This window comes from Paenibacillus tundrae (assembly GCF_030812775.1).
GTDB lineage: Bacteria > Bacillota > Bacilli > Paenibacillales > Paenibacillaceae > Paenibacillus > Paenibacillus tundrae_A.
The window spans coordinates 1-25998 of sequence record NZ_JAUSTI010000003.1 but is presented as its reverse complement, the minus strand read 5'-3'; the positions used below and the strand labels follow the sequence as shown (position 1 = coordinate 25998).

Genomic DNA, 25998 nt, shown 5'->3' with positions numbered 1-25998 from the left:
TCCCAGACTCAATTTTTGCCAAAGCCATATCATGATATGAATAATGGGGGATGTTCAATGAAATCTAAGAAAAAGAAAAGTGCCACGATCCTTATTTTCCTAGGCATTTTTGTCATTTTACTAGCCGCACTTGTACTGGTGAATCAACAATCCAAGAAGCAGATGGATGCTGTAGAGAATGCGTATGGTATTCCGGCTTCTAAGCTCACTTCAGCTACTCGCGAATTACTCGATGATCCGAATTACCAACAAATTATTTTGCCTGATGACATGAAAGCTAAGATTGATAACAAAGAAAGCTTTTTTGTTTATTTCTTCGCATCGGATTGCTCACACTGCCGTGCTACAACACCTCAATTGATGCCGCTCGTGGATCAAGAAGGTATTCAATTGCCACAGTTCAACCTACGTGAGTTTGACGCTGGATGGACAGATTACAATATTGAGTTCACACCAACGCTTGTTTATTACCAAGACGGTGTTGAGAAGGATCGCATGGTCGGCGGACTCCAGGAGAATGGCAGTGATAACGGCTATACTCTGGATGACTACAAACAATTCTTTGACAAATACAAGGATAGCGCAACGCCTGCAGCAAGTTAAGCACAAGTTCGCTGTTATGGACACCGTTACTTAGAGATGTTGTTGATGGAGGGACAAGCATAGACATTTAGGTTGCTCTGCTCTATGCCTGTCCCTTCTCCTTCTTTATCCATCGCTAGAATACGAAACACCCCGATAGCCTGTAAGGCATGATCGGGGTGTTTTTTATATTTTTCCTGCCAGGCTATCACAGCCCTGTCAGAAAGGATAATTAGCCTGAGTAATCCTGTATTCCGTTTTATTGCTCTTTCTGCTGTAATGCCTTCATCTTCTCTTCATAGATCCGTCCACGCGTCGGACTTCGCCGCTGCGGTATGTTCGGTTTCACGTGCTTGCTTCTTTGGCTAACAGCTTGAATCAACACTTCATCCTGAATGACAATCGTTAGATCACGATAAGGGAAGCTGTCCGAATCTGAATCTGTCAGTCCCTCTAACAGCTCACGAACTTCTTGGACTAATCGTCCAAGCTCAATTCCCTGTTGAGCAGCAGGATACGTCTCCAGAAGGTCTACTGCACTTTGAAACATCATCCGCGCTCCACGAAGATTGCCGTTTCTAAAATGATACAGTCCAACGGCAATTTGCAGCATTCCTTTATAAAATGAATCACGATCACATTTCAACCACAGTTCTTCCAACACTTCATGGCATTCAAAATAGTCCTGATCGCGATTAAAGTAGATTAAGTAGTCGATGTACAGTGGCTCATAGCTGTTCATCTGGGTTTTCGCCCTTCCTTGCATTGTTCAAAAGTGTCTTCACATCATCTAGAAGGTCTTTAAGCCCTTCCATGTCATGACGCTCCCAGTAATCATTGAACCGTTTCTGGGCTTCAATTGCTTCATTCACCAGATGGTAGAAATACAATTGATGTATGATGTTCAGTGTTCTTGATACGATATTAGAGTCATCCTCAAATGCCTTCTGTGCCTCAAGGATTTGCAATCGAATTGCTGACATCTCATTATCAAGGACAAATGCCGCTTCAGCCGTCTTTTTCAGCCTAGCTCGCATATCATCGGGAAGACTCTCCCGAAACTTATAACTGAGGGAATGTTCGATGGTCGCCCAGAAATTCATCGCTAACGTCCGGATCTGAATCTCGGCCAACACGATCTTTTGTCCAAGTGCCGTCTGAACAGGATATTCAATGATCATATGGAAACTGCGGTATCCACTCTCTTTGAAGTTCGTAATGTAATCTTTTTCAATGAGAACGGTTAGATCCTTACGCGCGCGAATATATTCGGCTACTCGGCGAATATCATCCACGAACTGACACATAATCCGTATTCCTGCAATATCCTCTATCCCGGTTTCTACCTGATCCAGCGGCACATTCAAACGCCTGGACTTCTCCAAAATGCTGGATATTTTTTTGACACGACCCGTCACGAATTCGATTGGAGCGTATTCTTCCCTTTTCTTCAGCTCCGCCCGCATTGTCTTGAACTTAACCTTCAATTCCTCTACCGCTTGTTCATAAGGAAGTAAAAATGTACCCCAGTCTCTACCGTCCATGCTTATGCCTCCTGTCTCTATAGCGTCCCCTATATTACCTATTATACATGATGTTTGTCGGGGGGAAGAGTCCCGTACACTTAACCTCTTCCAAGCTTCTATATTTTGCTGTTGGGGAACTTCCTTCTCTTCTTACTTGTGCTCCGCACCCACCGCTTCGGAAATATGATTATACCCATCTTGGCGCAACAATTCGCGCAATCCGGCATGGATGCGGCGGTTTATTTCTGGCCCTTCATAGATCAGAGCTGTATAAATTTCCACAAGGCTTGCTCCCGCCTTAATTTTCTCATAAGCATCCTCGCTTGTAAAAATACCACCTGAGCCGATAATCGGGAGCAACCCTTCGGTCTGGCGATAGATTTGACGAATGATGTCCGTAGAGCGATCACGGAGTGGCTTACCGCTTAGTCCACCTGTTTCCTTCGCATGCTGGTGAGACAACCCCTCCCGACTAATCGTCGTATTGGTTGCGATAATACCAGCTACACCGCTATCGGCTATCGTTCTCACCATATATTCAAGCTCCTGATCGTTAACATCTGGTGCAATTTTGACAAGAACGGATTTGGCTGCGCCACCAACACTTGCTCGCTGGGCTTCTATCTCATTCATAACTGCAGCAAGCAATTCTTTTAATTCGTTCCCATGTTGCAGATTACGCAAATCCGGTGTATTTGGTGAGCTTATATTCACGACAAACAGATCAGCATATTGGTACAGTGCTCGGATGCACTTCGCATAATCTAGATGTGCCTCTTCATTTGGTGTTGCCTTGTTCTTACCGATATTCACAGCGACTGGAATACGACGTTCCTTCAGACGAGATAGTTCACCTGCCATCGCTTCCGCACCCAAGTTATTGAATCCCATACGGTTCACTAGCGCCTCATCTGGAGGCAAACGGAACAATCGTGGCTGATCGTTCCCTGGCTGAGCTAGAGGCGTCACAGTACCTACCTCCATGAACCCAAATCCAATCGAAGAGAACCCCGTTACAGCTTGTCCGTTTTTGTCCAGGCCTGCTGCTAATCCTACAGGCGTAGGGAAGTGGCATCCAAACATATCCACTGCGAGATCAGCCGTTTCACGCACACCATACATTACACGTAAACCAGAAGGCACCGGGCGTATGCTCCCCATACCACTCAGGCCACCAATAATGAGATGATGAGCCTGCTCAGGATCCATTTTGAACAATAGCGGTTTTGCAAGACTTCTGTATAACAAATCGTTCACTCCGTTCTCGTCCGGTACGCTTTTAAAAAAGGCTTTCCCGTCTTTTCATATGTAAAAAAACACTCTATACACAAGTCTATCCGTTTCTTCTTCAAAAGGAAAGTAATTTACGTATAGACACAATCATTTATTCAGATCATCCAAAGATCGGATACAAGTATACGCTTTCCATAAAAATGCTATGATCAGAACCTTACACGCGATACCTGATTTCTTATTTCAAAAAGGCATGATAAGAAATCTACCTGCATACTGGAAAAGAGAAGGGGAATTCTTTACAATGATACCATAGTCACATGAATAACAGCTCGATGATAAGGAGGAACAGCTTATGGCTCCCAAACGTAAACCACCAACACTTCAGCAGAAAAAAGAAGAAGTGAATCGAAAAGCTATCATCTGGACAGCAGCCAGTGTGGTCGGATTAATCATTATTATTAGCGCACTGATTATTATCGCCAATATGTAAATGAACCAACCCATGCTTTACATTTTACATAATCATTAGCAGGCTGTATAAGGGCAGTTCGATGATAATGAAGGTGCATTAACGTGCCATGTGTGTACCTAGTTCAACCAGTGATACGTCTTGTTCGGATTATTTTGCTTAGGCACAAGCGTGTCCTTGTAGCGATCCTTCGCTTCTGGAACAACCACGGTATCAGGAAGCAGATCCGTCCCAATCCGCACGGGAGTACCCTGAGGAGCAAGTGCGAATAGCTCTTCCACATCTGCTTTGTTCATCCTCACACATCCAAGGGATTCATCTAGTCCGATACTATCTGGCTCGTTGGTCCCATGGATGGCATAATTGGTATCCGAGAGCTGCATTCCCCTTGTCCCAAACTCTCCGTTGGAGCGACCATTTGGATTAACCACTTTATCACTGATGACAAAGGTACCTTCTGGCGTTCGATCCCCACCTAGACCCACCTCATAATTGCGAATAATCGTGTCCCCACTGAGGAGCGCGAGCCTGTGATTCTTCTTGTCCACAACAATCTCGAGCGGTTCCTTCAGGAAAGGCACACCACCTAACGTATCCCCAAACACATCGGCTGAATCTACTGCGTTGTCTACTGTAGCGGTACCCGTTTGAGGCTTAGTTGCTTTACCTTGTTGATGCATTGCAAGTAGAACAGGAAACATTTGACTCATGCCGGGCGAGGTCTCACCTAGCACATTATTAGGAAACGGCTGCGCAAGTTGGTTTACATTTTTGGGCCAAGCTCCATTCTTTTTCCGATAAGATCCGATTGCACTAGACAGCGATGCGACCACCTCTTGCTTGGCCGTCCAAGCTGCCGCCAACTGTTTTACTTCCGTTGAAACCTCTGGAGGCTCACAGTCACACTGTTTCGCATCATAGCTTTGGGCTGTCAATCTTCCTTTGTTATTGGTCTGTACGATGTACTTCACTGGCATATTACGCTTCCACAACGACCATTGACCAGACATTTGCATACCGAGAACGGCTGACGTCTGCACGTTCGATCCCGCACCAGCCCAGGCTTCAGCTAATGCAGTTTCGCCCTGACTTCCACCTCCGAAGGTGCCGGCAGTAAATACACTGGAATCATTCCCCTCTGAATCTGCAACTGATGCTTCCCCAGCTTGTTCTTCCTGATCATCTGTTGCAGCCAGCGCATCTGTGAGTGCTGTGGCTGTATCACGGCTGAAGCCAGGAGCATCGGCAGGCGGTACTAACGCAAGCACTAGCAACATGACCAAGGTTAACCACAACTTGCGAACCCGTTGTTTCTTCTCTTTTTGCTCGCCCATCTCCACGAGTTTATTCTGATAATCCACCCATATATCTGCTGGCGCTTTACTGCGCTCAAAAGCTTCATATACCTCCCCAGCCTGTTGAAAGCAGTAATTGGCTTTCGCTTCTTGGCCTTCATTCAAGTACTCCTTGCCTAGCAAATACCAAGCCATTTTATTGTCTGGGTGTTTCTTCACATATGTACGTAAATGAGTATTTTGCATCCGATCCTCCATCAGTTCGCCATTTTCCGTTTCTTCTTATATATCGGCAGATTGACGATTGAAATCCATAGGACTTGAGTCCTCGGATTATTTTCCACCATGATCTGACACATACGTGTAAACAACGAAAAAGCACGTCCCACTGTGGAAGACAGCAGAAAGTGCTTAGCATTAGTTACAATATAGATAATGAATTAACCTTCTTTGTTAAAAGGCTCATCCGCAACTTTAATGGAATCTGTAGGGCAACCGTCGCAAGCGTCCTGCATATCATCGAAGAACTCATCTGGAATAGCTTTGATCCCTTTGTTTGCATCACCGTCAAAGATTACTTCTGCCAAGCCTTCATCGTCGTAATCGTAGATGTCAGGTGCAGTTGCTCCGCAAGCTCCACATGCAATACATGTATCTTTTTCAACCCAAGTATATTTACTCATTACAATCTCTCCTCCTAAAAATTCACAAACGTACAGTATTTTTATCTAGAAACATATTAATACAAAGTAAGAGTAATTACAAACAATTTTATAACCGCAAGTCTCTATTATGCCTTATTTAATCAAGACTTTGCAAATTATCTTTTTGCAAGGAAGTTCCCCGTACTTTATGGTCGCGCAGTAACACGGATGGATCGTCACCAATCATGCCCGCGGTTACAACTGCATTTTCCCCAAATTTGTCACGCAATTGATCCATGATCCGAATCAAGCTCTCCTTCTTCGGCTTCTGCTCATATTCAAACAGATCCATCTGAATGGCAGATTCTTCACGCGGGATCAACGTTTGTAGGGTGATGCCTAACATTCGAACCGGTTTCCCACTCCCCCAGTGTTTAGCGAACAACGCACAAGCTTCCCGATATATGATGGACGAATCCTCTGTAGGCACTTCCATTAACCGAGAGCGGGTAATGGTCTTCATGTCCGGCGTGCGAATGGTGATCTGAATGCCCTGACTCAACATTTCATGCTTACGCAGCCTTCTGGCGACCTGGTCACTAATATTTAAAAGAACCCGCTGCACATCATTCATATCCGATATGTCCGCTGGCAGTGTTGTTGTGTGTCCGATGGACTTGTTCGCTTCCCGCTCAGCCTGCACAGGCGAATGATTAATCCCTTTAGCTGAATTCTTCAACCAGGTACCGTTGACACCAAATAGATCTGTAAGCATTCGCTCATCTGAATGGGCAAGCTGTCCAATCGTCTCAATACCGATCTTCTTTAGCTTCTCCGCTGTCTTCTTACCTATGCCAAACAGTTCATTGCATGGTCTATGCCATAGAATGTTGGGCACGTCTCTCATTCGCAGAATGGAAATCCCGTTAGGCTTTTTCAGGTCTGATGCCATCTTGGCAAGCAACTTATTAGGCGCAATTCCAATGGAACAGGGTAATCCTAGCTCCTCTCGAATTCGATCCTGTATGCTGGCTGCAATTTCCATAGGTGTCCCGAACTGTTTCGAACCGGTGATATCAAGATAACACTCATCAATAGAGGTTGCCTCAAGCAGCGGTGTATAGCTGTATGCGATTTGCATGAATGCCCTGGAATACTTTCGATATAAATGAAAATCAGGTCGAATCACAATTAAATCAGGACATTTCTTCATGGCCTGGTGGACAACCATGCCTGTTGATATTCCTCTACCTCTAGCTACGTAGGAGCAGGTTACTATGACCCCTTTTCGCACCTCGCTACTGCCAGCCACAGCCGTCGCCTTGCCTCGATATAATTCAGGCTCCTCTGCTTCATGCACAGAACAGTAAAAAGCGTTCATATCCACATGCAAAATGACCCGCCCGGCGGCAGGATAATATTGTTCAACATGGGTATAATGCGTTCCGTCTGAAGACATAATTACCTCCGCCCTTTCGTATACCGACTCGTAGACAATGAGAAATGTATCATTATACCCCACACTCTATAGTTTATAATATTCCAGTTTCTTATGTAAAATTATTTATAGAGGTTGTTCCAGAACTCGCATTTATACAAGCATTTTGTATCCTGTTGATCATCATCATGGAATTCAAACTGCTTCAATGGACTTGCAATAAATTTGAATTAAGATGCAAAATGCTTATCGTTTAATGAATTCCATTATACCTTTAATAGCTCCTTCATCACTCGATCCAGTTTATTTCTGAAAGGACTTGATGATCAACCGAACGATCGCCAAAATGCCGACTCCAAATATGATTGTAGCTATTAATGAAATCATTGTATTTTCCCAAATAAAGCTCAATAGTTCTCCCTCCTTTATCCAATTCTAACAAGCATAACATAATTTTCTCAGTCGTTCACGCTGTGTTAAAACTCAAAAATCCTATTTTTGTTACATGAAACTGCGAATTCTATGTAGCATTTGGCTATAATGGTGCTATAATAATTAATTATACAAATTCACGACTTTAGGACAAATCAACGCAGCCAGTTTAACACAGTGTAGCGTTGCAGAATCGAAGGATTTTACACAACTTAAACTTTTATTACTTTCCCAACTAACCAATTAACTTTTAAAAAAGCGCTTTATCTCAAAGGAGGATCTTCATGTCAAAGGCCATTTCCATCTTCGATACGACTTTACGTGACGGCACACAAGGGGAGGGTGTCAGCTTATCGGCAGATGACAAGCTCAAAATTGCCAAAAAGCTAGATGACCTGGGTGCTCATTATATTGAAGGCGGAATTCCGGGCAGCAACACCAAGGACATTGAGTTTTTCAAAAGAGTCAAGGAATTGAACTTGAACGCCAAGGTGGTTGCATTTGGCAGCACACGTCGGAAAGGCTCTGTCGCCAGTGGGGACGCTAACTTACAACGAATTCTTGAATCAGGTGCTCATGCAGCGACACTTGTTGGAAAGTCATGGGACTTCCACGTGCATACTGCACTGCAAACTACTTTAGAAGAAAACCTGTCCATGATCTATGACTCGATCGCCTATCTTAAACAAAAGGGAATGGAAGTCATTTTTGATGCAGAGCACTTCTTCGATGGCTTCAAACATAATCCGGAATATGCCCAAGCGGTGCTGACCAAAGCGCATGAAGCTGGAGCAGACTGGCTGGTTATGTGTGATACCAACGGCGGAACGATGCCTCATGAGGTGCATGAGATTGTATCCACACTCTACCGCGGATTGCCCCTAGCTCAGCTTGGCATTCATACACATAATGACTGTGAACTGGCTGTTGCCAACACATTAAGCGCCGTACAAGCCGGTGCAAGACAGGTACAGGGTACGATGAATGGATATGGAGAACGTTGTGGTAACGCCAACCTGGCTTCCATTATCCCTAACCTACAATTGAAGCTTGGCTACGAGTGCGTGTCTGAAGATTCGATGAAACAACTGACCAACGTAGCGCGCTACGTAAGTGAGATCGCGAATGTGAACATGCCAATTAACCAGCCATACGTTGGTAATGCTGCTTTTGCACACAAAGGTGGAATTCACGTCTCCGCCATCTTGCGTGATTCCCGAACGTATGAGCATATTGTGCCAGAACTTGTTGGGAATAAACAACGTGTACTTGTCTCTGAACTCGCTGGACAAAGTAACATTGTGTCTAAGGCTCAAGAACTCGGACTTGAGTTCGACCCTAGTAGCGAGAATTCTCGCCAGATTATTGAGAAAATCAAAGATCTGGAGCACCAAGGCTACCAGTTTGAAGGTGCGGATGCTTCACTTGAATTATTGATTCGTGAGGCCAATGGAGACATGAAAGAACTATTCACCTTTGAATCTTTCAAAATGCTGGTGGAGAAAACCGCCGGAAAATCCGTTGTTTCCGAAGCTTTTGTTAAATTGAATGTAGGCGGAAACAGTGTGTACACTGCTGCTGAAGGGAACGGCCCTGTCAACGCACTCGATAATGCTGTTCGTAAGGCGCTTGTACAATACTTCCCTTCACTCGGCAACATGCACCTTTCTGACTACAAAGTACGTGTCCTGGATGAGAAAGATGCTACAGCGGCCAAAGTACGTGTTCTGATCGAGTCCAAAAATACGGAAAACACGTGGAATACGGTTGGTGTATCTGAGAACGTTATTGAAGCGAGCTGGGAAGCACTCGTGCACAGTTTCCGCTACGCGTTACTTCAGGAAAACATACAGGACGAGCCTAGCATCGTTTCAATCGCTGCACATGGGCTAAATAATCATTAAACGCATATTTCCCGGAAAATAAAAGAAGCGCTCTTCTCCAGCAACGGAGAATGAGCGCTTTATTTTTGGATTGAATTCATTGTTTGTCGCCTTATTGAAGACATTATTAGGATTTCCTTTAAGACAGTTACTTTTTAATCACTGCCTTTATTTTACGTTCCAACTCTTCTTCAGGCAAAATGCCCAGAATAACCTCCTGAATCACACCGTTGGCATCAATCAGTACATTTGTAGGAAAGGCCACTCCGTTATACTTTGCATAAGTCGCTCCGTCTTCATCCAGCAAGATTGGGAAGGTGAGCTTATACTCATCTACAAAGGCTTTGGCATCCTTAAGTTTATCGTACGATGTCACATTAACACCATACACGTCTAATTTATCTTTGTACTTTGCTGCCAAGGAATTTAGCTCTGGTGCCTCCTGTTTGCAAGGCTCACACCAAGACGCCCAAAAGTTCACAAATATCGCTTTATCCTTAGCTCCACCTACATTGTAGGTTTTCCCATCCATGGCTGTTAGAGAAAATCCAGGAGCAAGCAATCCTGCACGAGGCCCAGTCTCCGTAGGAAGAGGTTCCTCCTGCTTGAACACCGCTGCAATCCCATCCCCTGCATTTTGCGCTAACGCAAAACCAATGAGTAATACAGCAACAATCCCTATGTATATATTTCTTTTCACGGTTATTCACCCTCTTATCGTCAGTATCCCGCATGATTTTAACGTTCATATGGAACAAACCCAGATCCTCTCTCATATTGTACCCTTTTCATTAAAAATTTTACAATCTGAATCCATAAAAATTGGACTTTTTAAACAGCTTCTATAAAATAAAATGAAAAAGGACTCCTGCCGAAACAGGAGCCAAAGAGAGAGGGGTGAATACAAATGGCAGCACTTCGTGGACAGCAGAGCACACTCTACATCCCTTCCTCCGTGGAGCAAGAAATATCAGATTACATGTTCCATTCGCTGCCACAGGAAGCCTGCGGGGTTGTGCTGGGTGAAGCTGCAGCGGGCGGCATACGAATCAGTCGGTTTCAGCCCATTCGTAACGTAGCACCTGACCCGCTGCATCATTTCCAACTGGAGCAGGCGGAATGGATTCGTTGCATCTTTCAGGAACCTACGCTTATTGGCGTATTCCACTCCCATCCTCGAACAGAGCCGTTACCATCTCTGGAGGACATCCACGCCCTTCCGACTTTTGCCGGTTTGCTGAACGTATATCTCATTGGTTCACCTGTTCATCCCATTGATTCAACAAGTCATAACAAGATGAACTTACATGCTTATGAGATTGAATCCGCGAAACAGACACCTGACGAAGGTGATGAAGGTATCGAATATAGATTACAGCCATTACAATTACGCATGACTTAATTGAGTGTACAGATCCCCCAACGTTTCCACATTATGCTGAATCATATCTTCCAAGTAACATGACCACAGTTGTGCGGTCATCTTCGCATCTTCCAGAGCATGGTGACGCCCCTGAATGGTAATACCTCTCGATTCCAGCAGCTCATCCAGCCCGTAACCTGGCCTACCAGGCTCCAGCCATCGCGCCAACATCATCGTGTCGATCAGTCGGTGTGTAAGCCTTACCTTGGTTGTGCGCCACAACGCTGCATTCAGAAAAGCACGATCATGCCCACTCGCATGCGCGACGAGCACACTACCTCCGACAAATGACATAAAATCATGTAATCCCTCCAGTAGGGAGGGTGCATCCGATGTCATCTCCTGCGTAATTCCCGTGAGTTCAGTGATATGTTCTGGAACTGCCGTCTTGGACTGTACCAACGTGTAGAACTGCTCACCCTCCACGATGGCACCTCCATTAATCCGTACTGCTCCAAACGAAAGAATCTCATCTCCATGTTGAGGTGAAAAGCCCGTCGTTTCCAGATCGAACACAACTGCGTCCAACTCGTTCAACGGAGTGTGGAGCACCTCCGGTCTACGTTGTTCTCTCATCATAGAACGGATAAAAGCCATGTGTTGCGCCGTAGGGGCTCCCATTATGGAAGCGATGGCGGAAGGAACCCCTCCCTGACGCAGCGAATTCCAAAATCCTGTATTGCCCCGTGCCGGCTCTCTCATGGACGTCTCCTCTCCGCGAAACGCAGCTGTCGTTGCAGTGCGCGGTGCACACGACGTATCAGCCCTAATGTATTCCTCAGTTCATAATGCACTTGCTTTTGCTTCATTTGTTTCTCATCTAAAAAACCACTGCTCTGCTGTAAATCCCGTTTGAGCACAACCGGTGTATTACGACGGAATTCAAGTGCGGATACGAAAGCTCTGCCAGCGGCATCCAGTAAGGTAAGTGGCACAGCCTCAAGCGAAACTAATCGCTCTATCCGCTTGAGTGTTGATGTTTCTTTGATCCCGTGCTGTAATGCTAGAAACCTTGCGCTATTGACTAACGGAATGTACAAACCATATTTCACATCAAATCCTCCTGCATGTTCACCAAAACGCTCAGTGACCACCTGCCCAAGAATATTTAATGTAGCTTTATGTTTGACTGTATTGCGCAGAACAGCATCGGAAAGCTCGGGTACCTGTCTGAACCCGGAATAAAATTCGTTAATCCATTCTTCCGCAAGTCGATGATCTCCTGTAATAAAGCGCATATCTGAAGCAATAATGAGATTACGAACCGGCTCCCAGGCTAGATCTGAACGCCATTCCGACAGCTGTTGTTTCCAAGCTTCAAGCGTCTTTCTCCATAGCCGCTCGGAACACATGACCTTACCTTCACATTTGGCATACCCAAGCTCTTCTAATACATCGGTAATGCGCTGACCAAGCTCAGCATAATAGGATTCTTTTTCTTCATGCGGCATATCACTAATGATCATGCCATTGTCCTGATCACTCCATAATGTCGACTCTTCCCTGCCTGAACTACCAAAAACGATAAAGGCATAGGGGACGGGAGGTTGGCCGAAGCCTTCCTCTACCATCCCCTGGATGCACAACTCCACTGCTTTCCGGGCAATCCGGTCATGCAGCTCATTTACCGTTTGGTACCATTCAACCTTCGACAAGGAAGCGGACAACAATTCCTGGAGCTCATGCTGTAATACGATTCGTGCCTGGCGCAATTCTTCAACAGATGCTGCAACATCTATTTCCGTATAGGACCAAGAATGGTTGATAAACGGGATGGGTTCCATCATGTCCGGCCTCCTTGAAGCATGATTCAGCAATCTTCAACTTAGGAGCTGAACGTACCGCCTCCGTTGGATTTGCTTTCTGCATGTTTCATTTGCTCAGGATACCCGTAAGTACCATGTTCGCTTATATCGAGACCCATTGTTTCTTCTTCTTCCGTAACACGGATACCCATAATGGCTTTCATTCCGCCCAGGATGATGAAGGATACAACAAGTACGAAGGCAAACGCGCCGACTAGACCGAGAAGCTGTACGCCTAATTGGTGGAAACCACCACCATAGAACAGACCCGCTTGACCTACACCCGCATGCTCAGCAAGCTCTGGTGTAGCAAATAATCCTGTAGAGATCGCGCCCCACATACCAGCAACACCGTGGACAGAGAAAGCATAGATTGGATCGTCAATACCTTTACGATCGAAGTATTGCGCTGTGAAGAATGTGATAATACCTGCCAAAGCACCGATTACCAGAGCTGCCCAAGGCTCAACGAAAGCACAAGCACCTGTAATTGCAACGAGTGCCGCAAGCACACCGTTCAACATACTAGGGATATCCGACTTACCAAGAACTGCCCAAGAGATCAACAGTGCAGCTACACCACCAGCAGCAGCAGCTACGTTGGTAGTCAGAGCAACATAACCGAAGAATCCATCATCTAAAGCCGTTAATGTACTACCTGGGTTAAATCCGAACCAACCAATCCACAGAAGGATAACACCGAGTACAGAGTACACTTGGTTATGACCTGGGATAATGTTAGGTTTGCCGTCTTTGTTATATTTACCGATACGCGGTTTCAACAAGATGGTAGCTACTAACGCTGCTGTCGCACCCGTTAAGTGAACGACCGTCGAACCTGCAAAGTCTTGCATACCCAGCTCTGCGAGCCAGCCGCCGCCCCATACCCAGTGAGCAACAACAGGATACATTATAATAGTATAAAGAGTACCGAAAACGATATATACGCTCATCTTTGCGCGTTCAGCCATACCACCGCAAGCAATGGCTAATGATACCGCAGCAAAAGCTAGATGGAATACAAATTTAACGGTCAGTGGAACATCGGAGAATGCTAATGACTCGAAGGAAGCAGCCATTTGGTCACCACTCAGGAAGAATCCTGTTGTTCCAAAGAAGGCATTACCGTTACCGAAGCCAAGCCCGAAACCTAAAGCCCAGAACGCAATTACTGAGATCCCCAACGTCAGGATCGTTTTACCCGCAATATGTCCTGCGTTTTTCATTCGTGTTGAGCCTGCTTCAAGTAGAGCAAATCCCCCTTGCATCAAGAACACCAACACAACAGCCAAGAACGTAAAGGCTGAGTTCAAACCACTTTGAAGCTCGATATTAGTCGGCCCCTCAGCAGCAGCGAATGCGCTGACCGGAAAAGCCAATAAAGTAAGCATTACTAACACCGAAACCAACCATTTCTTTCTCATGAACCCCACTCCCTCACATGTTAAGTTTCTTCACACATCGTGAAACTCTTAATGTCATTATAAGCAGAAGACAGGAAAGTTGACAAGAGTATTTTCAACAAAATTGAAAAATATTTCTGGGAATAAAGTCATACGTCTTTTTCTTGCACTTAAGTACATAATCATAGGATGTGAGTACATAGATATAGATGGATACACCTCTCATCTTCAAAGCATAACGTTTGACTGTATGGTTAAAGATCATGTATCATATCTATTAGTAAGAAAAACTGGGCGAACTGTATTAAGCCGCAGGTGGAATCTACAATTCCCTACATTTGAACTTGCAAGCGAGGTGAATATCATTGGGGATATGAAACTATTTAGAATTGGCGAACTTGCCAAGACCGCGGGTGTGAGCGAACGGACGATTGACTATTACACAAAACTGGGTCTCATTGACCCTGAAGAGCGTACAGAGAAAAATTATCGTCTCTATAGTAGTGAAACCTTAACCAGACTAGAACGTATTGTACAAATGAAACAAGAGAAGTATAGTCTCGACGAGATTAAACAATCTCTTCAGAAGTGGAGTCTGGTGAGCACTGAAGAGCAGGTTGCCCATAAACTGACTACCTTAGAACTTCACGTGCAGCAGCTTGAGCGTGAGGTTAACGAGCTTAAACCTCTCCTTGGCGAGATGAAACCTGTACAAGCACGCAAAATGATGGCAGGGCTGCTCACGAAGAGCGCAGGTACGATGGAAGCACTGAAAATTCTGCTCGAAAACACCATGATGTAACTTATTATTAGAAAGTGGAGGAATGAATATGAGTTTTAATAACGGTATGTTCGTTTTGATCATTATCGCTTTTTTGCTCTCTTTATGGGCGCAATTCCGCGTAAAAAGTACATTTAGGCGTTGGTCTGAAGTACCCAATTTGAATGGCATGACTGGTTACGACGCTGCTCGTCACATGCTTGATGCTAACGGCCTTCACGATGTTCCAATTGAACCCGTTCGTGGAGCCCTATCTGACCACTATGATCCAATGAACCGGGTCGTTCGATTGTCAGAGCCCGTATACTACGAGAATTCGATCTCAGCCGTATCTGTAGCGTGTCACGAGGTTGGACATGCGATTCAACATAAAGAAAGCTACCCAATGCTTGCACTGCGTCACCGGATCTTCCCAATCGTGAACTTTGCATCTGGTCTGGCTCCATTCTTGCTGATCGCCGGCTTCCTCTTCAACGCTATGAATCTTGTCGGGATCGGTATCATCTTCTTCTCCGTTACCGTTGCGTTCCAACTGATTACCTTGCCGGTAGAATTCAACGCCAGCAACCGTGCACGTGAGATTATGGTATCCGAAGGATATATCCGCAACGAAGAAGAAAAAGGCGTGGCGAAGGTACTGAACGCCGCAGCTCTGACTTACGTTGCTGCAGCATTAATCTCATTGCTTGAATTGATCCGTTATATCGGGATTTTCAATAGCCGTGACTAATTAAATAGCTAACATAAACAAAAAACAATACCCCACCGTTAACCGGATGGGGTATTGTTTTGTTGTAGACCGAAATAATTTAATAGAAATGATCGGAACGACTGTGCCACAAGAGGAAGCTTATCATCCGCCCGATGTATTAACCCAATCGTACGTGTCACTTTGGGATGGGAGATTGCTACATGGGCTGGCTGCAAAGGATTTGTTTGAAACAGAGCCATCTCAGGAAGAAGACTGACCCCCATACCCGCTGCGACTAATCCTCGAATCGTATCTGTCTCTTCACCCTCAAAGGCGATTTTGGGTGTGAATCCAGCTTCGAGACAAGCATGCCATACAATCGGTCTCAGCGAGTAGCCTTTGCTGAACAACACGAACTTATCATCTTTCAGTTGTTCTAACGCAATCGTTTCTTCATTGGCAAGCGCATGGTTAGGCGGAAGGATTGCATGCAATTCCTCCGTAAGTACAATATCCCCAGCAACCTGATCGTGCTTCTCCGGAAAAGGAGAAATGAACGCTAGATCCACTTCAGCGGACAGCACGTCACGAATTAGGGTAGGAAACATGCCTTGCTTGAATCGGAATTTAACATTAGGATAACGCTGACGAAATGCTGCTACAACAGACGGAATTAGATGAATACCCAGACTATGCGGAAAACCAATCCGAATCTCGCCATGTTCAGGATCCAAAAATTCATGGACTTCTCCAACTGCTTTGTCCAAATCCTTCAAAATTCCTTCAATGCGTTTACAGAAGAGCTGCCCCACAGCAGTCAATTGCAGATTTCGCCCCTTCTGCATAAACAGATCAACACCGAGTTCTTCCTCTAGTTGATGAATTTGTCGACTTACCGCAGACTGTGCCACATGCAATTCTTCCGCAGCCTGGGTAACATGCTCCTTCTGTGCTACTTTCAAAAAGTAATGCAACTGTCTTAATTCCACTTAGCCTGATCGCTCCATTCTGCTATACCCTACTTATCCTTACATGCGTACCAAGATCACAGATTATCTTCATGACCATTATTGTTACCTTTTTAACATCCGCGGACGCCACAACCGAATGATAAGTCCATAAATAAAGAATCCACCTAATAATCCACCTAAATGAGCCATCCAGTTAATTCCCGACATCGCAAACGAGAATATAATACCGAATACAAGCAGTGTATATAACGTTTTGCGCGAAGATTCATCCATGATGGTTCGCTGGAACAAGGCAACATACAGAAACGCACCATAAATACCGTACACCGCACCTGAAGCACCAACGGATATCGTTGTTTGCCCCAACGAATTGTACCAAGCAAGCGCAAGCACATTACCCAAAACACCGCTAGCAAGGTACAACACTCCATACCTGATTGACCCGAGGATCCGTTCCATCGGAGGCGCAAACACAACGAGAGCAAAACTGTTGAATAACAGGTGACTAAAACCAGCGTGTAGGAAAATGGACGTAAAGTGCCGCCACCACTCCTCCGAATAAACCGGAAGGTTCGTCAGTGCCCCCCACTCGACCAAGGTTACAGGATTGGTTGAACCACCATTCAAAGACAAAAGAATGAACATCACTACATTTGCAACTAATAACATTGACGTCAAAGGGAAAAACTTCAAATAACTCTTCCAGTTCTCATACCTAATAAATATCATACGTTTCTACTTTCACTCCACCCTGTCAGATCGGCTTTCATCTGATCCATCGTAATAAACTGCGTCCACATTGGACAATGTCTTTCATAAAAGATTATAATGGATTTTGGCACGGATCACCAATTAATAAGGAGGAACATTATTATGGCACAAGAACGTACAGGCGCAGCTACATTCAAAGGTAACCCTATCACATTGATCGGCCCTGAACTGAAAGTAGGCGATCAAGCACCTGATTTTACACTCAGCAAAAACCTGATTGAAGAAGTATCTCTGAAAGACTATGCAGGCAAAATTAAATTGATTAGCGTTGTTCCTTCCCTGGACACCGGCGTATGTGATGCGCAGACTCGTCGCTTCAACGTTGAAGCTGGAGAGCTCGGAGACAACGTAGTTGTCCTGACTGTAAGCGTAGACCTTCCGTTTGCACAGGAACGGTGGTGCGGAGCAGCCGGCGTAGACCGCGTTGTTACTTTGTCTGATTACAAAACACGCTCATTCGGTGAAAATTACGGTGTTCTGATCAAGGAATTCCAACTGGACATGCGTTCCATTTTCGTAGTGGATGCCGAAGATAAGATTACATATGTGGAGTATCTGCCTGAAATGACAGAATCCCCTAACTTCGAGCAAGCCATTGCTGCAGTAAAAGCTCTGCTGTAGAAGTCATACACGTCCCAGAACAAAAGCGAGGAAGGCTCACCTTCTCTCGCTTTTTGTTTTGTCATCATCTATTTAGTACGTGTTTGAAAACCGCGAAGGACGCAGTTCTCAGACACGTCCTAATCATTTGTTTTGTATTTTGCCAGCTTTTTATCAAGCACAGAGAATAGATTCATAATTGTACGATAATTCGATCCCAGATCCCCAAGCGAACCACGTGAAGCAGAATACATATCTACCGCACTACGCACAGGGCTAACAGAGATAATAGAAACGGTGATATCCATCGTCCGCCCAAACGTTGTACGTTTTTCCAAGATAATCTCTCCAACAGATGGTACTTCGTGCAGCACTTTATAACCTGGAATTTTCTTTAGTGTAGAAGAAACCTCTTCCCACGCTCTCTCTTTAGATAGGTTATAATACCGTGTTTTTAATTTGGGATCCTTGGCTCGATCGCTGGTTCCCTCCATGCTTCGGATGATACCTACGAGCGTTCTCTTTAAGGTCAAGACCCTTCCTCCTTTGAGTGTAACCGTTCCATTTATGTATTCTAGTGTAACATTGTTCAAGAAGTAACAAAAGGGTAAGCCGCATTTTTAACAAAAATACGATTCTCCTCACAAAAAAGCACCCTGATACTCCTGGATTAGAGGAAAGTGTCAGGGTGCTGTACTTGTAACATAGGAACCCGCCTATGCCGTCCGGCTACATTGTCTTATGAACCTGCTTGGCAGGTGGGTGGCCGCAAAAATGAATTTGAAGTCCCCATGTCGTATAGACAGGGCGTTTCAGCAACATTTTGTATAGATCTCCCGAAGACATCATCATTGGTTCAAAACAACGAATAACCGAAACGTACATCGCAGGATGTACAGTTATTATATCCCTAACTGTGTAAAAAGTAAATGCCGACAAAGCAAGTTTTATTTTCGCAGTGTTTCGTTTTTGTCTTCCACAGGGTTTACACCCTCAATTGTTTCGACAGCATCTCCAGCTTGTGCCGCTTCCTCTTCTTCCTTCTGCTTCTGCATTTTCTCCATCTGCTCTTGCATCTTCATGAAGGTAGCATAGAAATTAAAGAACGCGAACCAAGCGATAATGCTTACAATAAAGAAGACAAACAATACTGGATATCTAGAGCCGATGTAAATTAACAATCCACTTCCCAGCAAGGTTGAAAATACACGAAACGGTCTAATCAGCGTTAACAAAACTGCATTTTTGATAATTAATCCAATCGACATATGGTAGTGCACAACCATTGAGAAAAAGTTAAACAGTGAAACGAACAATAGCAGTAGCAATACAAGCATGATAATGCCTACGAGCTGCATATTTTTGAACTGTGTCATATAAACCGTGTAATCTAGATACATAATGGCAAAAAGCAGCGTATAGAATATACCACCGATCAAACTTTGTTTGTAATTCTCTTTGTAACCTACAAAGAACGTGCGGAAAATCGGTACATCCGTATCACCCATATTCCATTTACGCACAACCGTAAATAAAGCCGAGGTTGCCGGGAACAGTGTAAGCGGTGCCACAATCGCCATAGCCCAGTTCATTTGCAATGATTCGTTAGCCAAGTTCTGTTGCATGACTAAGACCTTCATAATCATGAAAAACAAGAATGGAGACGAGCAAATAGCCCACAACAAGTTGGTTGCGGCAAGTCGTGTAATCCACTCTGTAAGCCTGTATATCCCGCCCATAGCTCCTTTAAATTCCAAACATTTCTCCTCCTCCGCAGCCTTGCGTGTAACCTGAAGTCTAATATTAATATACCTTATTTTATATAGTAAAAGCCAGTACTTCCGGAAAAGAGATGATTCACCTGATCTCGTCCTCCTACGATCTTTAACATACAAAAAAAAAGAATGAGGCAGTTACCTGCCTCATTCCTTAGATCAAGCTTATATGTTATTGAATTAAATGTTACTCAAAAGATGAATCTTTGGCAGGACGACGTCCTTCATTGTTGCTTGGACGAGGTTTGCGGTCACGGTTGTAACCACCTTCTCTGCTTCCACTTCCACCGCTGTTACGATCGCGGTTGTAGCCACCACGTCCGCCGCCACTGCTGTTGCGATCACGGTTGTATCCGCCGCCACCGCCACTGCGGTTACCACTGTAACCTGATGGTTTACGTCCACCGGAGCGAACATCTGGTTTACGACGTTTAGCACGGATTGGATCTTCTGGAGTCAGATCAACTTGTGCATCTTTTTTGTCACCTGTCAGGAGCTTCAGAGCAGCCGACAAGAGTTGAACTGAATCATATTGCTCAAGCATCTGAATAGCAATGCCTTTGTATTCGTTCAGTTCACCAGATTGTACGATCTCAAGCAAACGCTCAGCTGTCAAACGTTGTTTACCTTCTACAGCCTCTGCCATTGTTGGTAATGGTTTACGTGGAATACGATGACGCGTTACACGCTCAATAAAGTGCAAGTGATCGATCTCACGTGGTGTAACGAATGACCAAGCAGCACCCTCTTTACCAGCACGGCCAGTACGACCGATACGGTGAACATAGCTCTCAGGATCTTGCGGAAGGTCAAAGTTTACAACGTGAGTTACGCCGGATACGTCGAGACCACGAGCAGCAACGTCAGTTGCAACGAGTACATCAATGCTGCCGTCACGGAACTTACGCATTACTGTATCACGTTGGTTTTGAGATAGGTCACCATGGAGACCATCAGCAGAATAACCACGTTTTTGCAACGCTTCAGCCAATTCGTCAACACGACGTTTCGTACGTCCGAATACAATGGCCAGTTCTGGAGATTCCATATCAAGCAAACGGCTCAATGCCTCAAATTTTTGACGCTCAGGCACTTCGATGTAAGCTTGGTCAATCAGAGGTGCACTAACTTGTTTCGGAATTACGGATACATGCTCAGGGTTGTTAAGGAATTGTTGAGCCAATTTTTGAATGTTAGGAGGCATTGTTGCTGAGAACAGCATCGTTTGACGGTCATCTGGAACTTGTTTCAGGATCGATTGAATATCCTCCATGAAACCCATGTCGAGCATTTCATCTGCTTCATCCAATACAACCGTTTGTACATCATCAAGTTTGATTGTTTTACGGTTGATATGGTCTAGAAGACGTCCAGGTGTACCAATGATAATCTGTGGTTTTCTTTTCAGTGCACGGATTTGCCGAACAATATCTTGTCCTCCGTAGATTGGCAGGGAGCGCAATCCTTTGAAGCGAGTGAGTTTTTCGATCTCTTCGGCAACTTGGATCGCAAGCTCGCGTGTAGGTGCCATGATGAGGGCGCGGATTTTGTCGTCAGTCTTGGAGATTTTGCTAATCAATGGAATACCGAATGCTGCTGTTTTACCTGTACCTGTTTGAGCTTGACCGATCAAATCTCTGCCTTGTAGTGCGATAGGAATCGATTTGGATTGAATCGGTGTTGCTTCCTCAAACCCGAGCTCAGTGATGGCTTGTAGCACCAGTGGTTCAAGATTGAAATCTGCGAAATTTAAATTTGTCAAAATTATTCATACTCCTTCTATATGGTGGACATGGTGGACAATCCACTTTGTTGTCTGTATTCTTAAGTAGCGTTAATATTTATAGGTTATCCCATCTGGTCAAATTATTATCACAATTCATTATAATTCGTGTATGGGTCCCCAACATAAGACTAAAACTACACACATGCGTTTGAAACATTTCAAATTTTATTGATACATTTGGAAAAAGTTTCCTACTCAAGAATATCCACAAATCATTATATCACAAAACAATTCAAGATTACCAGCAATCTGGTTTTAAATATAAATGAGGTGATTAAATTGCCCAAAATAATTTGGCACTCTCTAGTGATCATTTTGGGTGCTGCAGCTATTGCCTGCGGCTTCAACTGGTTCTTAATTCCGCATCAAATGCTTAGCGGCGGGGTATCCGGTATTTCCATGCTTCTGGGTTATTTCACAACCCTGAATCTTAGTATAATGTATTTTGTTCTTAACATTCCCTTGCTCATCGCAGGTTGGTTTATTCTTGGACGACGTTTCATTATATTGAGTATTGTCTCTGTAGCAGCCACATCCTGGTTTATCGGTTTGCTGCCTGTTTTTGCTGTGTCACCAGATCCACTGCTTAGCTGTGTGTTTGGCGGTATTCTTGTTGGATTGGGCACAGGCATTTCATTCCGAGTAGGTGGTTCAACTGGTGGGCTTGATATTGTCGGTTCGATCTTCACACGTAACCGTGACTTCCCTATCGGTACCGTTATGGCCGGTATGAACGGAGCAATTATTATGCTCGCTGGTTACTTGAGTGATAATTGGACGATTGCCCTGGCATCCATGGTATCCATCTATATCACAGGTAAAGTGCTGGATCTGATCCACATCAGCCACATTAAAGTAACACTGTACATCATTACGAATGAGACCGAGGCAATGCTGAAGAAATTACTTGTTCGTCCACGCGGAGTTACAAAGATCAAAACCCAAGGAGCATATACCGATATCGAAAAGGATATGTTAATGACTGTAACGACTCGATATGAGCTGGTTGAGATCAAACGAATCATTAAAGAAACCGACCCAAAAGCATTTGTGAATATTGTGGAAACGGTTGGCGTTATGGGTTCCTTCCGTCGAAGTTAAGACACCTGTACGGTTAACAATTATCATAAATGTGGTATAATAATTGTGCACGGCTCCTAAATATGATGTATAGCAGGATCTGCCCTTCAATTTCACAGGCACTTTGCTTTTCCGATTCGCGCCGAATGACTTACCATTTTGGAATTCGAGTAGGAAAGGGTGATTATTGTGGATATGGAAACGGTAAAACTGTTTGAGATCGTCAACAAATGGTGCCCGGAAATGCTCCCTTTCTTAAAACCGAATGAACTCGACTCACTGATTGTCCTCCGAGATGGGCTGGGCATCTTGGAGCAGGGAGATGCAATGGAAATCATTCAGTACAGTATTTGTGAGCATCAGAACGATATTTACATTCAATAATCTTTAGATTGATCACGCCGCTTCTTGTGGGGGTTATCCCCATTCAGGAAGCGGTTTTCATTTTTTACACATGTTTCATTACTTGGTTAATAAGGTTAAAAGCCGGGAGGGGTTTACTGTATAATGCAGACATGGAAATACACTAAGGGAGTGGAATACAATGAATATGTTTTGGGCCTTACTTGCCATGGCCTGGGGAAGCTTCAGCGGTTCTTCGGTAACATCAGATCAGGGAGTGCAGGCATTTCCTTCGATAACGAATAACTTTAATACAGCCATTATTCAATCTCAACAAGATCAGGTGGTCATCGATGCAGACAATCCCCCTGCTAAAATTGATCCTCAACCCGACGCACCCATTGTCAAAGGTATTTATGTAACTGCCTATAGCGCTGGTGGGGCACGCATGAAAGAATTACTGGAACTAATCGACAATTCAGAGTTGAACTCCATGGTCATCGATATTAAAGACGATCTAGGATATATTACATACCCCACAGAAAATAAAACGTTACTTGAAATGGGCACATCCCAACCTTTTATTCGGGATATTGATGCACTGATGAAAAGACTTCAGAAACATGATGTGTATCCCATCGCACGAGTCGTCGTTTTCAAAGATACCATTTTAGCTGAAAAGAATCCGGAACTTTCTTTCAAGAACAAAGACGGAAGCGTCTGGGCTAACAGTAAGGGAGATAGCTTTGTGAACCCTTATAGCAAAGAAGTATGGGATTACAATGTTGCAATTGCCAAAGAAGCAGCAAAACTAGGATTCAAGGAAATTCAATTTGACTATGTTCGGTTCCCGGAAGGCTTTGAGAATCGCGCGGATACGTTAAAATATACGAAAACAGACAAATCACGGGTTGATATTGTGGCTGAGTTCGTGCAGTACGCTCGTAAAGAGCTTGCTCCATTGGGCGTTAGAGTATCTGTCGATATTTTCGGATATGCGGCATCTGTCCCTGCTGCTGAAGGGATCGGACAGGATTTTGTAAAGATATCAGAGAATGTAGATGTGATCTCACCCATGGTATACCCTAGTCATTACTCTACAGGTTGGTACGGTGTGAAGGATCCGGATAAAGACCCATATACAACGATCAAAGGATCGATGGAAGATACACATAAGAAGCTTGATCCAACCGAGGAGCTTAAACCGATTATACGGCCATGGATTCAAGATTTTACGGCTAGCTGGTTAGGTAGTGGGCATTACGTGAAATACGGGAAGAAACAAGTCGAAGACCAGATTAAAGCTATGAAAGATATGAATGTGGATGAGTATCTACTCTGGAATGCATCCAACCGTTATACGCCAGGTGTTAATTACGAATAAATATTGAAGAAGGCACTTATCTGAATTTATTAGGTATCATGTAACGAGCAATGACAACCCGCACCGTATTAGACGGCGCGGGTTTTTCATGCTGCACCGCTCTTCTCTGTTCAAACAGAATAAAATCATCTACAATAAGTAGCTGTCCAGTAATGACACGATGATGATAACTTTATGAGAATAGCGAGGCGCCTCACGTGAACATGACCACAACAAGCTTTTCACAGAAAGCAAAACAATTTTTGATCATATTTCTACCCATTTTCACCACACAGATCGCTTTATCTGCCATGTCATTCTTCGATACCAACATGTCAGGCAAATTTTCTCCATCTGACCTGGCAGGTGTAGCCATTGGTACAAGTCTGTGGATGCCTGTACAGACAGGTCTTAGTGGTATTCTAATCGGAATAACACCTGTTGTTTCCCATTTACTCGGCGCTAAACGCAAGGATCAGATCGGCTACAATGTTATACAGGCTTTATATCTTGGCTTTGCAGTCAGTTTATTCGTTCTTGCCGCTGGGACCTTGTTGTTACAACCCATTTTGAATGCTATGCCACTGGAGCCGCGAGTGGCTCAGGTTGCTCTTTACTTTTTGAGCGCCCTTGCCTTCGGCATTACTCCCCTATTCGGATATACCGTTCTTCGAAGCTTTATGGACGCTCTCGGTCAGACGCGAATTAGTATGTTAATTACGTTGTTCTCATTACCTGTGAACATACTACTGAACTACCTACTTATTTTCGGACGTTGGGGTTTTCCTCAATTAGGCGGTGTAGGGGCAGGGGTAGCAACAGCTTCTACTTATTGGCTCATATTCCTAATCAGTCTTTTCGTTGTACATCGGGTAGAGCCATTCGCTCAGTATGGCATTTTCCGTCAAATGTCTAAACTATCATTTGGAAAGTGGAAAGAACTGCTCAAAATTGGAATCCCCATCGGATTCGCTACATTTTTTGAGACTTCCATTTTTGCAGCTGTTACGCTGTTGATGAGTCGTTTCGATACGATTACGATTGCTGCTCATCAGGCTGCCTTGAATTTCGCTTCTACGCTCTATATGTTACCCGTAAGCATCTGTATGGCTCTTACGATCCTAGTAGGCTTTGAAGCAGGTGCTGGGCGAACCAAAGATGCGAAACAATACAGCCTTCTTGGCATTGGTGGGGCGATAGTGTTGTCTTTGTTAACCGCCGTCGTATTGCTTGTATTCGGTGAACAAATTGCCGGTCTCTATTCGAATGATCAGCAAGTTATTGCACTGACGCAGCACTTTTTGATCTATGCGATCTTCTTTCAGATTTCGGATGCCATCGCTACGCCAACGCAGGGAGCACTTCGAGGGTATAAGGATGTGAATCCCGCTCTCATCATTACGTTTGTAGCCTATTGGATCATCGGGCTGCCGGTTGGCTATATTACTGCCACGTATACGTCCCTTGGTGCTTTTGGTTACTGGGTTGGATTGATTACAGGTCTCGCTGTCGGTGCAGTAGCATTGCTGTGGAGATTGTTCCTGGTACAGCGCAAAGCTGCCACTGAAGCATAAATGTGCAAACGCAAAAAGAGCACGGCCCTTGTATAAACTGTACCCTATGTAAAGGACATTTCTAAAAAAGACCTACATGGCTTGAAGAAGGTGATCTCTGTATTCTACAGGGGTCATCCTTTTTAAGT

Annotated in this window: 27 protein-coding genes and 1 other RNA gene; 11 read left to right on the top strand and 17 right to left on the bottom strand. The window is 44.4% G+C overall.

All coding sequences use genetic code 11. The annotated features are described in order from the left end of the window. Positions 1-57 precede the first annotated feature (57 nt). The gene (locus tag J2T19_RS05960; protein ID WP_145409392.1) at positions 58-603 is read left to right on the top strand and encodes a thioredoxin family protein; all 546 of its coding nucleotides are present in this window, start codon (positions 58-60) and stop codon (positions 601-603) included. A gap of 26 nt (positions 604-629) precedes the next feature. Here J2T19_RS05960 and J2T19_RS05955 read toward each other — a convergent pair whose 3' ends face one another. From J2T19_RS05955 to J2T19_RS05940, 4 genes are all read right to left on the bottom strand, one after another. Then, complete coding sequence (locus tag J2T19_RS05955) at positions 630-794, bottom strand: hypothetical protein (RefSeq protein WP_307214097.1); 165 nt, start codon at positions 792-794, stop codon at positions 630-632. Positions 795-841: 47 nt separating this feature from the next. Then, positions 842-1324, bottom strand: coding sequence for a DUF309 domain-containing protein (locus J2T19_RS05950; RefSeq protein ID WP_307214095.1), 483 nt, complete (start codon positions 1322-1324; stop codon positions 842-844). Further along, positions 1311-2126, bottom strand: coding sequence for a GTP diphosphokinase (gene yjbM, locus J2T19_RS05945; protein ID WP_307214093.1), 816 nt, complete (start codon positions 2124-2126; stop codon positions 1311-1313). The genes J2T19_RS05950 and yjbM overlap by 14 nt, the downstream gene beginning before the upstream one ends. 132 nt (positions 2127-2258) lie before the next feature. Continuing rightward, complete coding sequence (locus tag J2T19_RS05940; protein WP_307214092.1) at positions 2259-3356, bottom strand: quinone-dependent dihydroorotate dehydrogenase; 1098 nt, start codon at positions 3354-3356, stop codon at positions 2259-2261. 340 nt (positions 3357-3696) lie between these two features. Between J2T19_RS05940 and J2T19_RS05935 the strand changes: the two genes are divergently transcribed. Further along, entirely contained in the window at positions 3697-3834 is a 138-nt protein-coding gene (locus tag J2T19_RS05935; protein WP_164848664.1) for a hypothetical protein, read from the top strand. A 98-nt stretch (positions 3835-3932) separates the two neighbouring features. Here the strand turns inward: J2T19_RS05935 and J2T19_RS05930 are convergent, their stop codons facing one another. The 3 genes from J2T19_RS05930 to J2T19_RS05920 form a co-directional block, all read right to left on the bottom strand. Further along, the gene (locus J2T19_RS05930; protein WP_307214089.1) at positions 3933-5327 is read right to left on the bottom strand and encodes a L,D-transpeptidase; all 1395 of its coding nucleotides are present in this window, start codon (positions 5325-5327) and stop codon (positions 3933-3935) included. Between the two features lie 221 nt (positions 5328-5548). Further along, positions 5549-5791, bottom strand: a complete 243-nt coding sequence (locus J2T19_RS05925) for a ferredoxin (protein WP_056700300.1) — start codon at positions 5789-5791, stop codon at positions 5549-5551. 118 nt (positions 5792-5909) lie between these two features. Continuing rightward, complete coding sequence (locus tag J2T19_RS05920) at positions 5910-7211, bottom strand: DNA polymerase IV (protein WP_145046057.1); 1302 nt, start codon at positions 7209-7211, stop codon at positions 5910-5912. Positions 7212-7906: 695 nt separating this feature from the next. Here J2T19_RS05920 and cimA point away from each other — a divergent pair. After that, the gene (gene cimA / locus J2T19_RS05915; RefSeq protein ID WP_307214085.1) at positions 7907-9526 is read left to right on the top strand and encodes a citramalate synthase; all 1620 of its coding nucleotides are present in this window, start codon (positions 7907-7909) and stop codon (positions 9524-9526) included. 127 nt (positions 9527-9653) lie between these two features. Here cimA and J2T19_RS05910 read toward each other — a convergent pair whose 3' ends face one another. After that, on the bottom strand, positions 9654-10205 hold the full coding sequence (locus J2T19_RS05910) for a TlpA family protein disulfide reductase (protein WP_307214083.1): 552 nt from the start codon (positions 10203-10205) through the stop codon (positions 9654-9656). A 207-nt stretch (positions 10206-10412) separates the two neighbouring features. On the opposite strand from J2T19_RS05910, the gene J2T19_RS05905 reads away from it, so the two are divergent. After that, positions 10413-10907 carry a M67 family metallopeptidase gene (locus J2T19_RS05905; RefSeq protein ID WP_307214081.1) on the top strand — a complete coding sequence of 165 codons (495 nt, stop codon included), beginning with the start codon at positions 10413-10415 and terminating at the stop codon, positions 10905-10907. Here the strand turns inward: J2T19_RS05905 and J2T19_RS05900 are convergent. Genes J2T19_RS05900 through J2T19_RS05890 form a run of 3 tightly spaced genes read right to left on the bottom strand, consistent with a single transcriptional unit; the run spans position 10893 to position 14157 of the window. Continuing rightward, complete coding sequence (locus J2T19_RS05900; protein WP_307214079.1) at positions 10893-11630, bottom strand: exonuclease domain-containing protein; 738 nt, start codon at positions 11628-11630, stop codon at positions 10893-10895. The two genes, J2T19_RS05905 and J2T19_RS05900, sit on opposite strands and share 15 nt — an antisense overlap. After that, positions 11627-12712: a DUF294 nucleotidyltransferase-like domain-containing protein gene (locus tag J2T19_RS05895; RefSeq protein ID WP_307214567.1), complete on the bottom strand. Its 1086-nt coding sequence runs from the start codon at positions 12710-12712 to the stop codon at positions 11627-11629. The genes J2T19_RS05900 and J2T19_RS05895 overlap by 4 nt, the downstream gene beginning before the upstream one ends. A gap of 41 nt (positions 12713-12753) precedes the next feature. Further along, entirely contained in the window at positions 12754-14157 is a 1404-nt protein-coding gene (locus J2T19_RS05890) for an ammonium transporter (protein ID WP_307214077.1), read from the bottom strand. A 352-nt stretch (positions 14158-14509) separates the two neighbouring features. Between J2T19_RS05890 and J2T19_RS05885 the strand changes: the two genes are divergently transcribed. Both J2T19_RS05885 and J2T19_RS05880 read left to right on the top strand, forming a co-directional pair. Beyond that, a complete protein-coding gene (locus tag J2T19_RS05885) occupies positions 14510-14938 on the top strand; it encodes a MerR family transcriptional regulator (protein ID WP_128101265.1) in 429 nt (142 codons plus the stop codon). 28 nt (positions 14939-14966) lie between these two features. After that, positions 14967-15647, top strand: a complete 681-nt coding sequence (locus tag J2T19_RS05880; RefSeq protein WP_307214075.1) for a zinc metallopeptidase — start codon at positions 14967-14969, stop codon at positions 15645-15647. Between the two features lie 38 nt (positions 15648-15685). On the opposite strand, the gene gltC is transcribed toward J2T19_RS05880, so the two are convergent. Next, the gene (gene gltC / locus J2T19_RS05875; RefSeq protein ID WP_056700281.1) at positions 15686-16597 is read right to left on the bottom strand and encodes a glutamate biosynthesis transcriptional regulator GltC; all 912 of its coding nucleotides are present in this window, start codon (positions 16595-16597) and stop codon (positions 15686-15688) included. An 84-nt stretch (positions 16598-16681) separates the two neighbouring features. Continuing rightward, a complete protein-coding gene (locus tag J2T19_RS05870) occupies positions 16682-17308 on the bottom strand; it encodes a rhomboid family intramembrane serine protease (RefSeq protein WP_145046045.1) in 627 nt (208 codons plus the stop codon). 144 nt (positions 17309-17452) lie between these two features. On the opposite strand from J2T19_RS05870, the gene tpx reads away from it, so the two are divergent. Then, a complete protein-coding gene (tpx, locus tag J2T19_RS05865) occupies positions 17453-17971 on the top strand; it encodes a thiol peroxidase (protein WP_056700278.1) in 519 nt (172 codons plus the stop codon). Between the two features lie 119 nt (positions 17972-18090). Here the strand turns inward: tpx and J2T19_RS05860 are convergent, their stop codons facing one another. From J2T19_RS05860 to cshA, 4 genes are all read right to left on the bottom strand, one after another. Beyond that, complete coding sequence (locus tag J2T19_RS05860) at positions 18091-18483, bottom strand: DUF1499 domain-containing protein (RefSeq protein WP_056700276.1); 393 nt, start codon at positions 18481-18483, stop codon at positions 18091-18093. Between the two features lie 172 nt (positions 18484-18655). After that, positions 18656-18846, bottom strand: a non-coding RNA gene (gene ssrS, locus J2T19_RS05855) — 6S RNA. A gap of 51 nt (positions 18847-18897) precedes the next feature. Next, positions 18898-19707: a YesL family protein gene (locus tag J2T19_RS05850; protein WP_307214072.1), complete on the bottom strand. Its 810-nt coding sequence runs from the start codon at positions 19705-19707 to the stop codon at positions 18898-18900. Between the two features lie 205 nt (positions 19708-19912). After that, entirely contained in the window at positions 19913-21487 is a 1575-nt protein-coding gene (gene cshA / locus J2T19_RS05845) for a degradosome RNA helicase CshA (RefSeq protein ID WP_145046039.1), read from the bottom strand. Between the two features lie 303 nt (positions 21488-21790). Between cshA and J2T19_RS05840 the strand changes: the two genes are divergently transcribed. The 4 genes from J2T19_RS05840 (at position 21791) to J2T19_RS05825 (ending at position 25870) form a co-directional block, all read left to right on the top strand. After that, on the top strand, positions 21791-22612 hold the full coding sequence (locus J2T19_RS05840) for a YitT family protein (protein ID WP_307214069.1): 822 nt from the start codon (positions 21791-21793) through the stop codon (positions 22610-22612). A gap of 174 nt (positions 22613-22786) precedes the next feature. Next, positions 22787-22975 (top strand): hypothetical protein, encoded by a 189-nt coding sequence (locus J2T19_RS05835; RefSeq protein WP_186380855.1) that lies wholly within the window; start codon positions 22787-22789, stop codon positions 22973-22975. A gap of 160 nt (positions 22976-23135) precedes the next feature. Further along, a complete protein-coding gene (locus J2T19_RS05830) occupies positions 23136-24317 on the top strand; it encodes a putative glycoside hydrolase (RefSeq protein WP_307214067.1) in 1182 nt (393 codons plus the stop codon). Positions 24318-24520: 203 nt separating this feature from the next. Further along, positions 24521-25870, top strand: a complete 1350-nt coding sequence (locus tag J2T19_RS05825) for an MATE family efflux transporter (RefSeq protein WP_307214065.1) — start codon at positions 24521-24523, stop codon at positions 25868-25870. Positions 25871-25998: the final 128 nt, after the last annotated feature.

Coding starts and splice junctions, on each gene's coding strand:
- J2T19_RS05920 (WP_145046057.1), bottom strand. CDS start 7,211: ATGTCTTCAGACGGAACGCATTATACCCATGTTGAACAATATTATCCT.
- J2T19_RS05890 (WP_307214077.1), bottom strand. CDS start 14,157: ATGAGAAAGAAATGGTTGGTTTCGGTGTTAGTAATGCTTACTTTATTG.
- J2T19_RS05950 (WP_307214095.1), bottom strand. CDS start 1,324: ATGAACAGCTATGAGCCACTGTACATCGACTACTTAATCTACTTTAAT.
- J2T19_RS05835 (WP_186380855.1), top strand. CDS start 22,787: ATGGAAACGGTAAAACTGTTTGAGATCGTCAACAAATGGTGCCCGGAA.
- J2T19_RS05905 (WP_307214081.1), top strand. CDS start 10,413: ATGGCAGCACTTCGTGGACAGCAGAGCACACTCTACATCCCTTCCTCC.
- J2T19_RS05880 (WP_307214075.1), top strand. CDS start 14,967: ATGAGTTTTAATAACGGTATGTTCGTTTTGATCATTATCGCTTTTTTG.
- J2T19_RS05895 (WP_307214567.1), bottom strand. CDS start 12,712: ATGGAACCCATCCCGTTTATCAACCATTCTTGGTCCTATACGGAAATA.
- J2T19_RS05960 (WP_145409392.1), top strand. CDS start 58: ATGAAATCTAAGAAAAAGAAAAGTGCCACGATCCTTATTTTCCTAGGC.
- J2T19_RS05885 (WP_128101265.1), top strand. CDS start 14,510: ATGAAACTATTTAGAATTGGCGAACTTGCCAAGACCGCGGGTGTGAGC.
- yjbM (WP_307214093.1), bottom strand. CDS start 2,126: ATGGACGGTAGAGACTGGGGTACATTTTTACTTCCTTATGAACAAGCG.
- cimA (WP_307214085.1), top strand. CDS start 7,907: ATGTCAAAGGCCATTTCCATCTTCGATACGACTTTACGTGACGGCACA.
- tpx (WP_056700278.1), top strand. CDS start 17,453: ATGGCACAAGAACGTACAGGCGCAGCTACATTCAAAGGTAACCCTATC.
- J2T19_RS05925 (WP_056700300.1), bottom strand. CDS start 5,791: ATGAGTAAATATACTTGGGTTGAAAAAGATACATGTATTGCATGTGGA.
- J2T19_RS05825 (WP_307214065.1), top strand. CDS start 24,521: ATGACCACAACAAGCTTTTCACAGAAAGCAAAACAATTTTTGATCATA.
- J2T19_RS05900 (WP_307214079.1), bottom strand. CDS start 11,630: ATGAGAGAGCCGGCACGGGGCAATACAGGATTTTGGAATTCGCTGCGT.
- J2T19_RS05870 (WP_145046045.1), bottom strand. CDS start 17,308: ATGATATTTATTAGGTATGAGAACTGGAAGAGTTATTTGAAGTTTTTC.
- J2T19_RS05935 (WP_164848664.1), top strand. CDS start 3,697: ATGGCTCCCAAACGTAAACCACCAACACTTCAGCAGAAAAAAGAAGAA.
- J2T19_RS05830 (WP_307214067.1), top strand. CDS start 23,136: ATGAATATGTTTTGGGCCTTACTTGCCATGGCCTGGGGAAGCTTCAGC.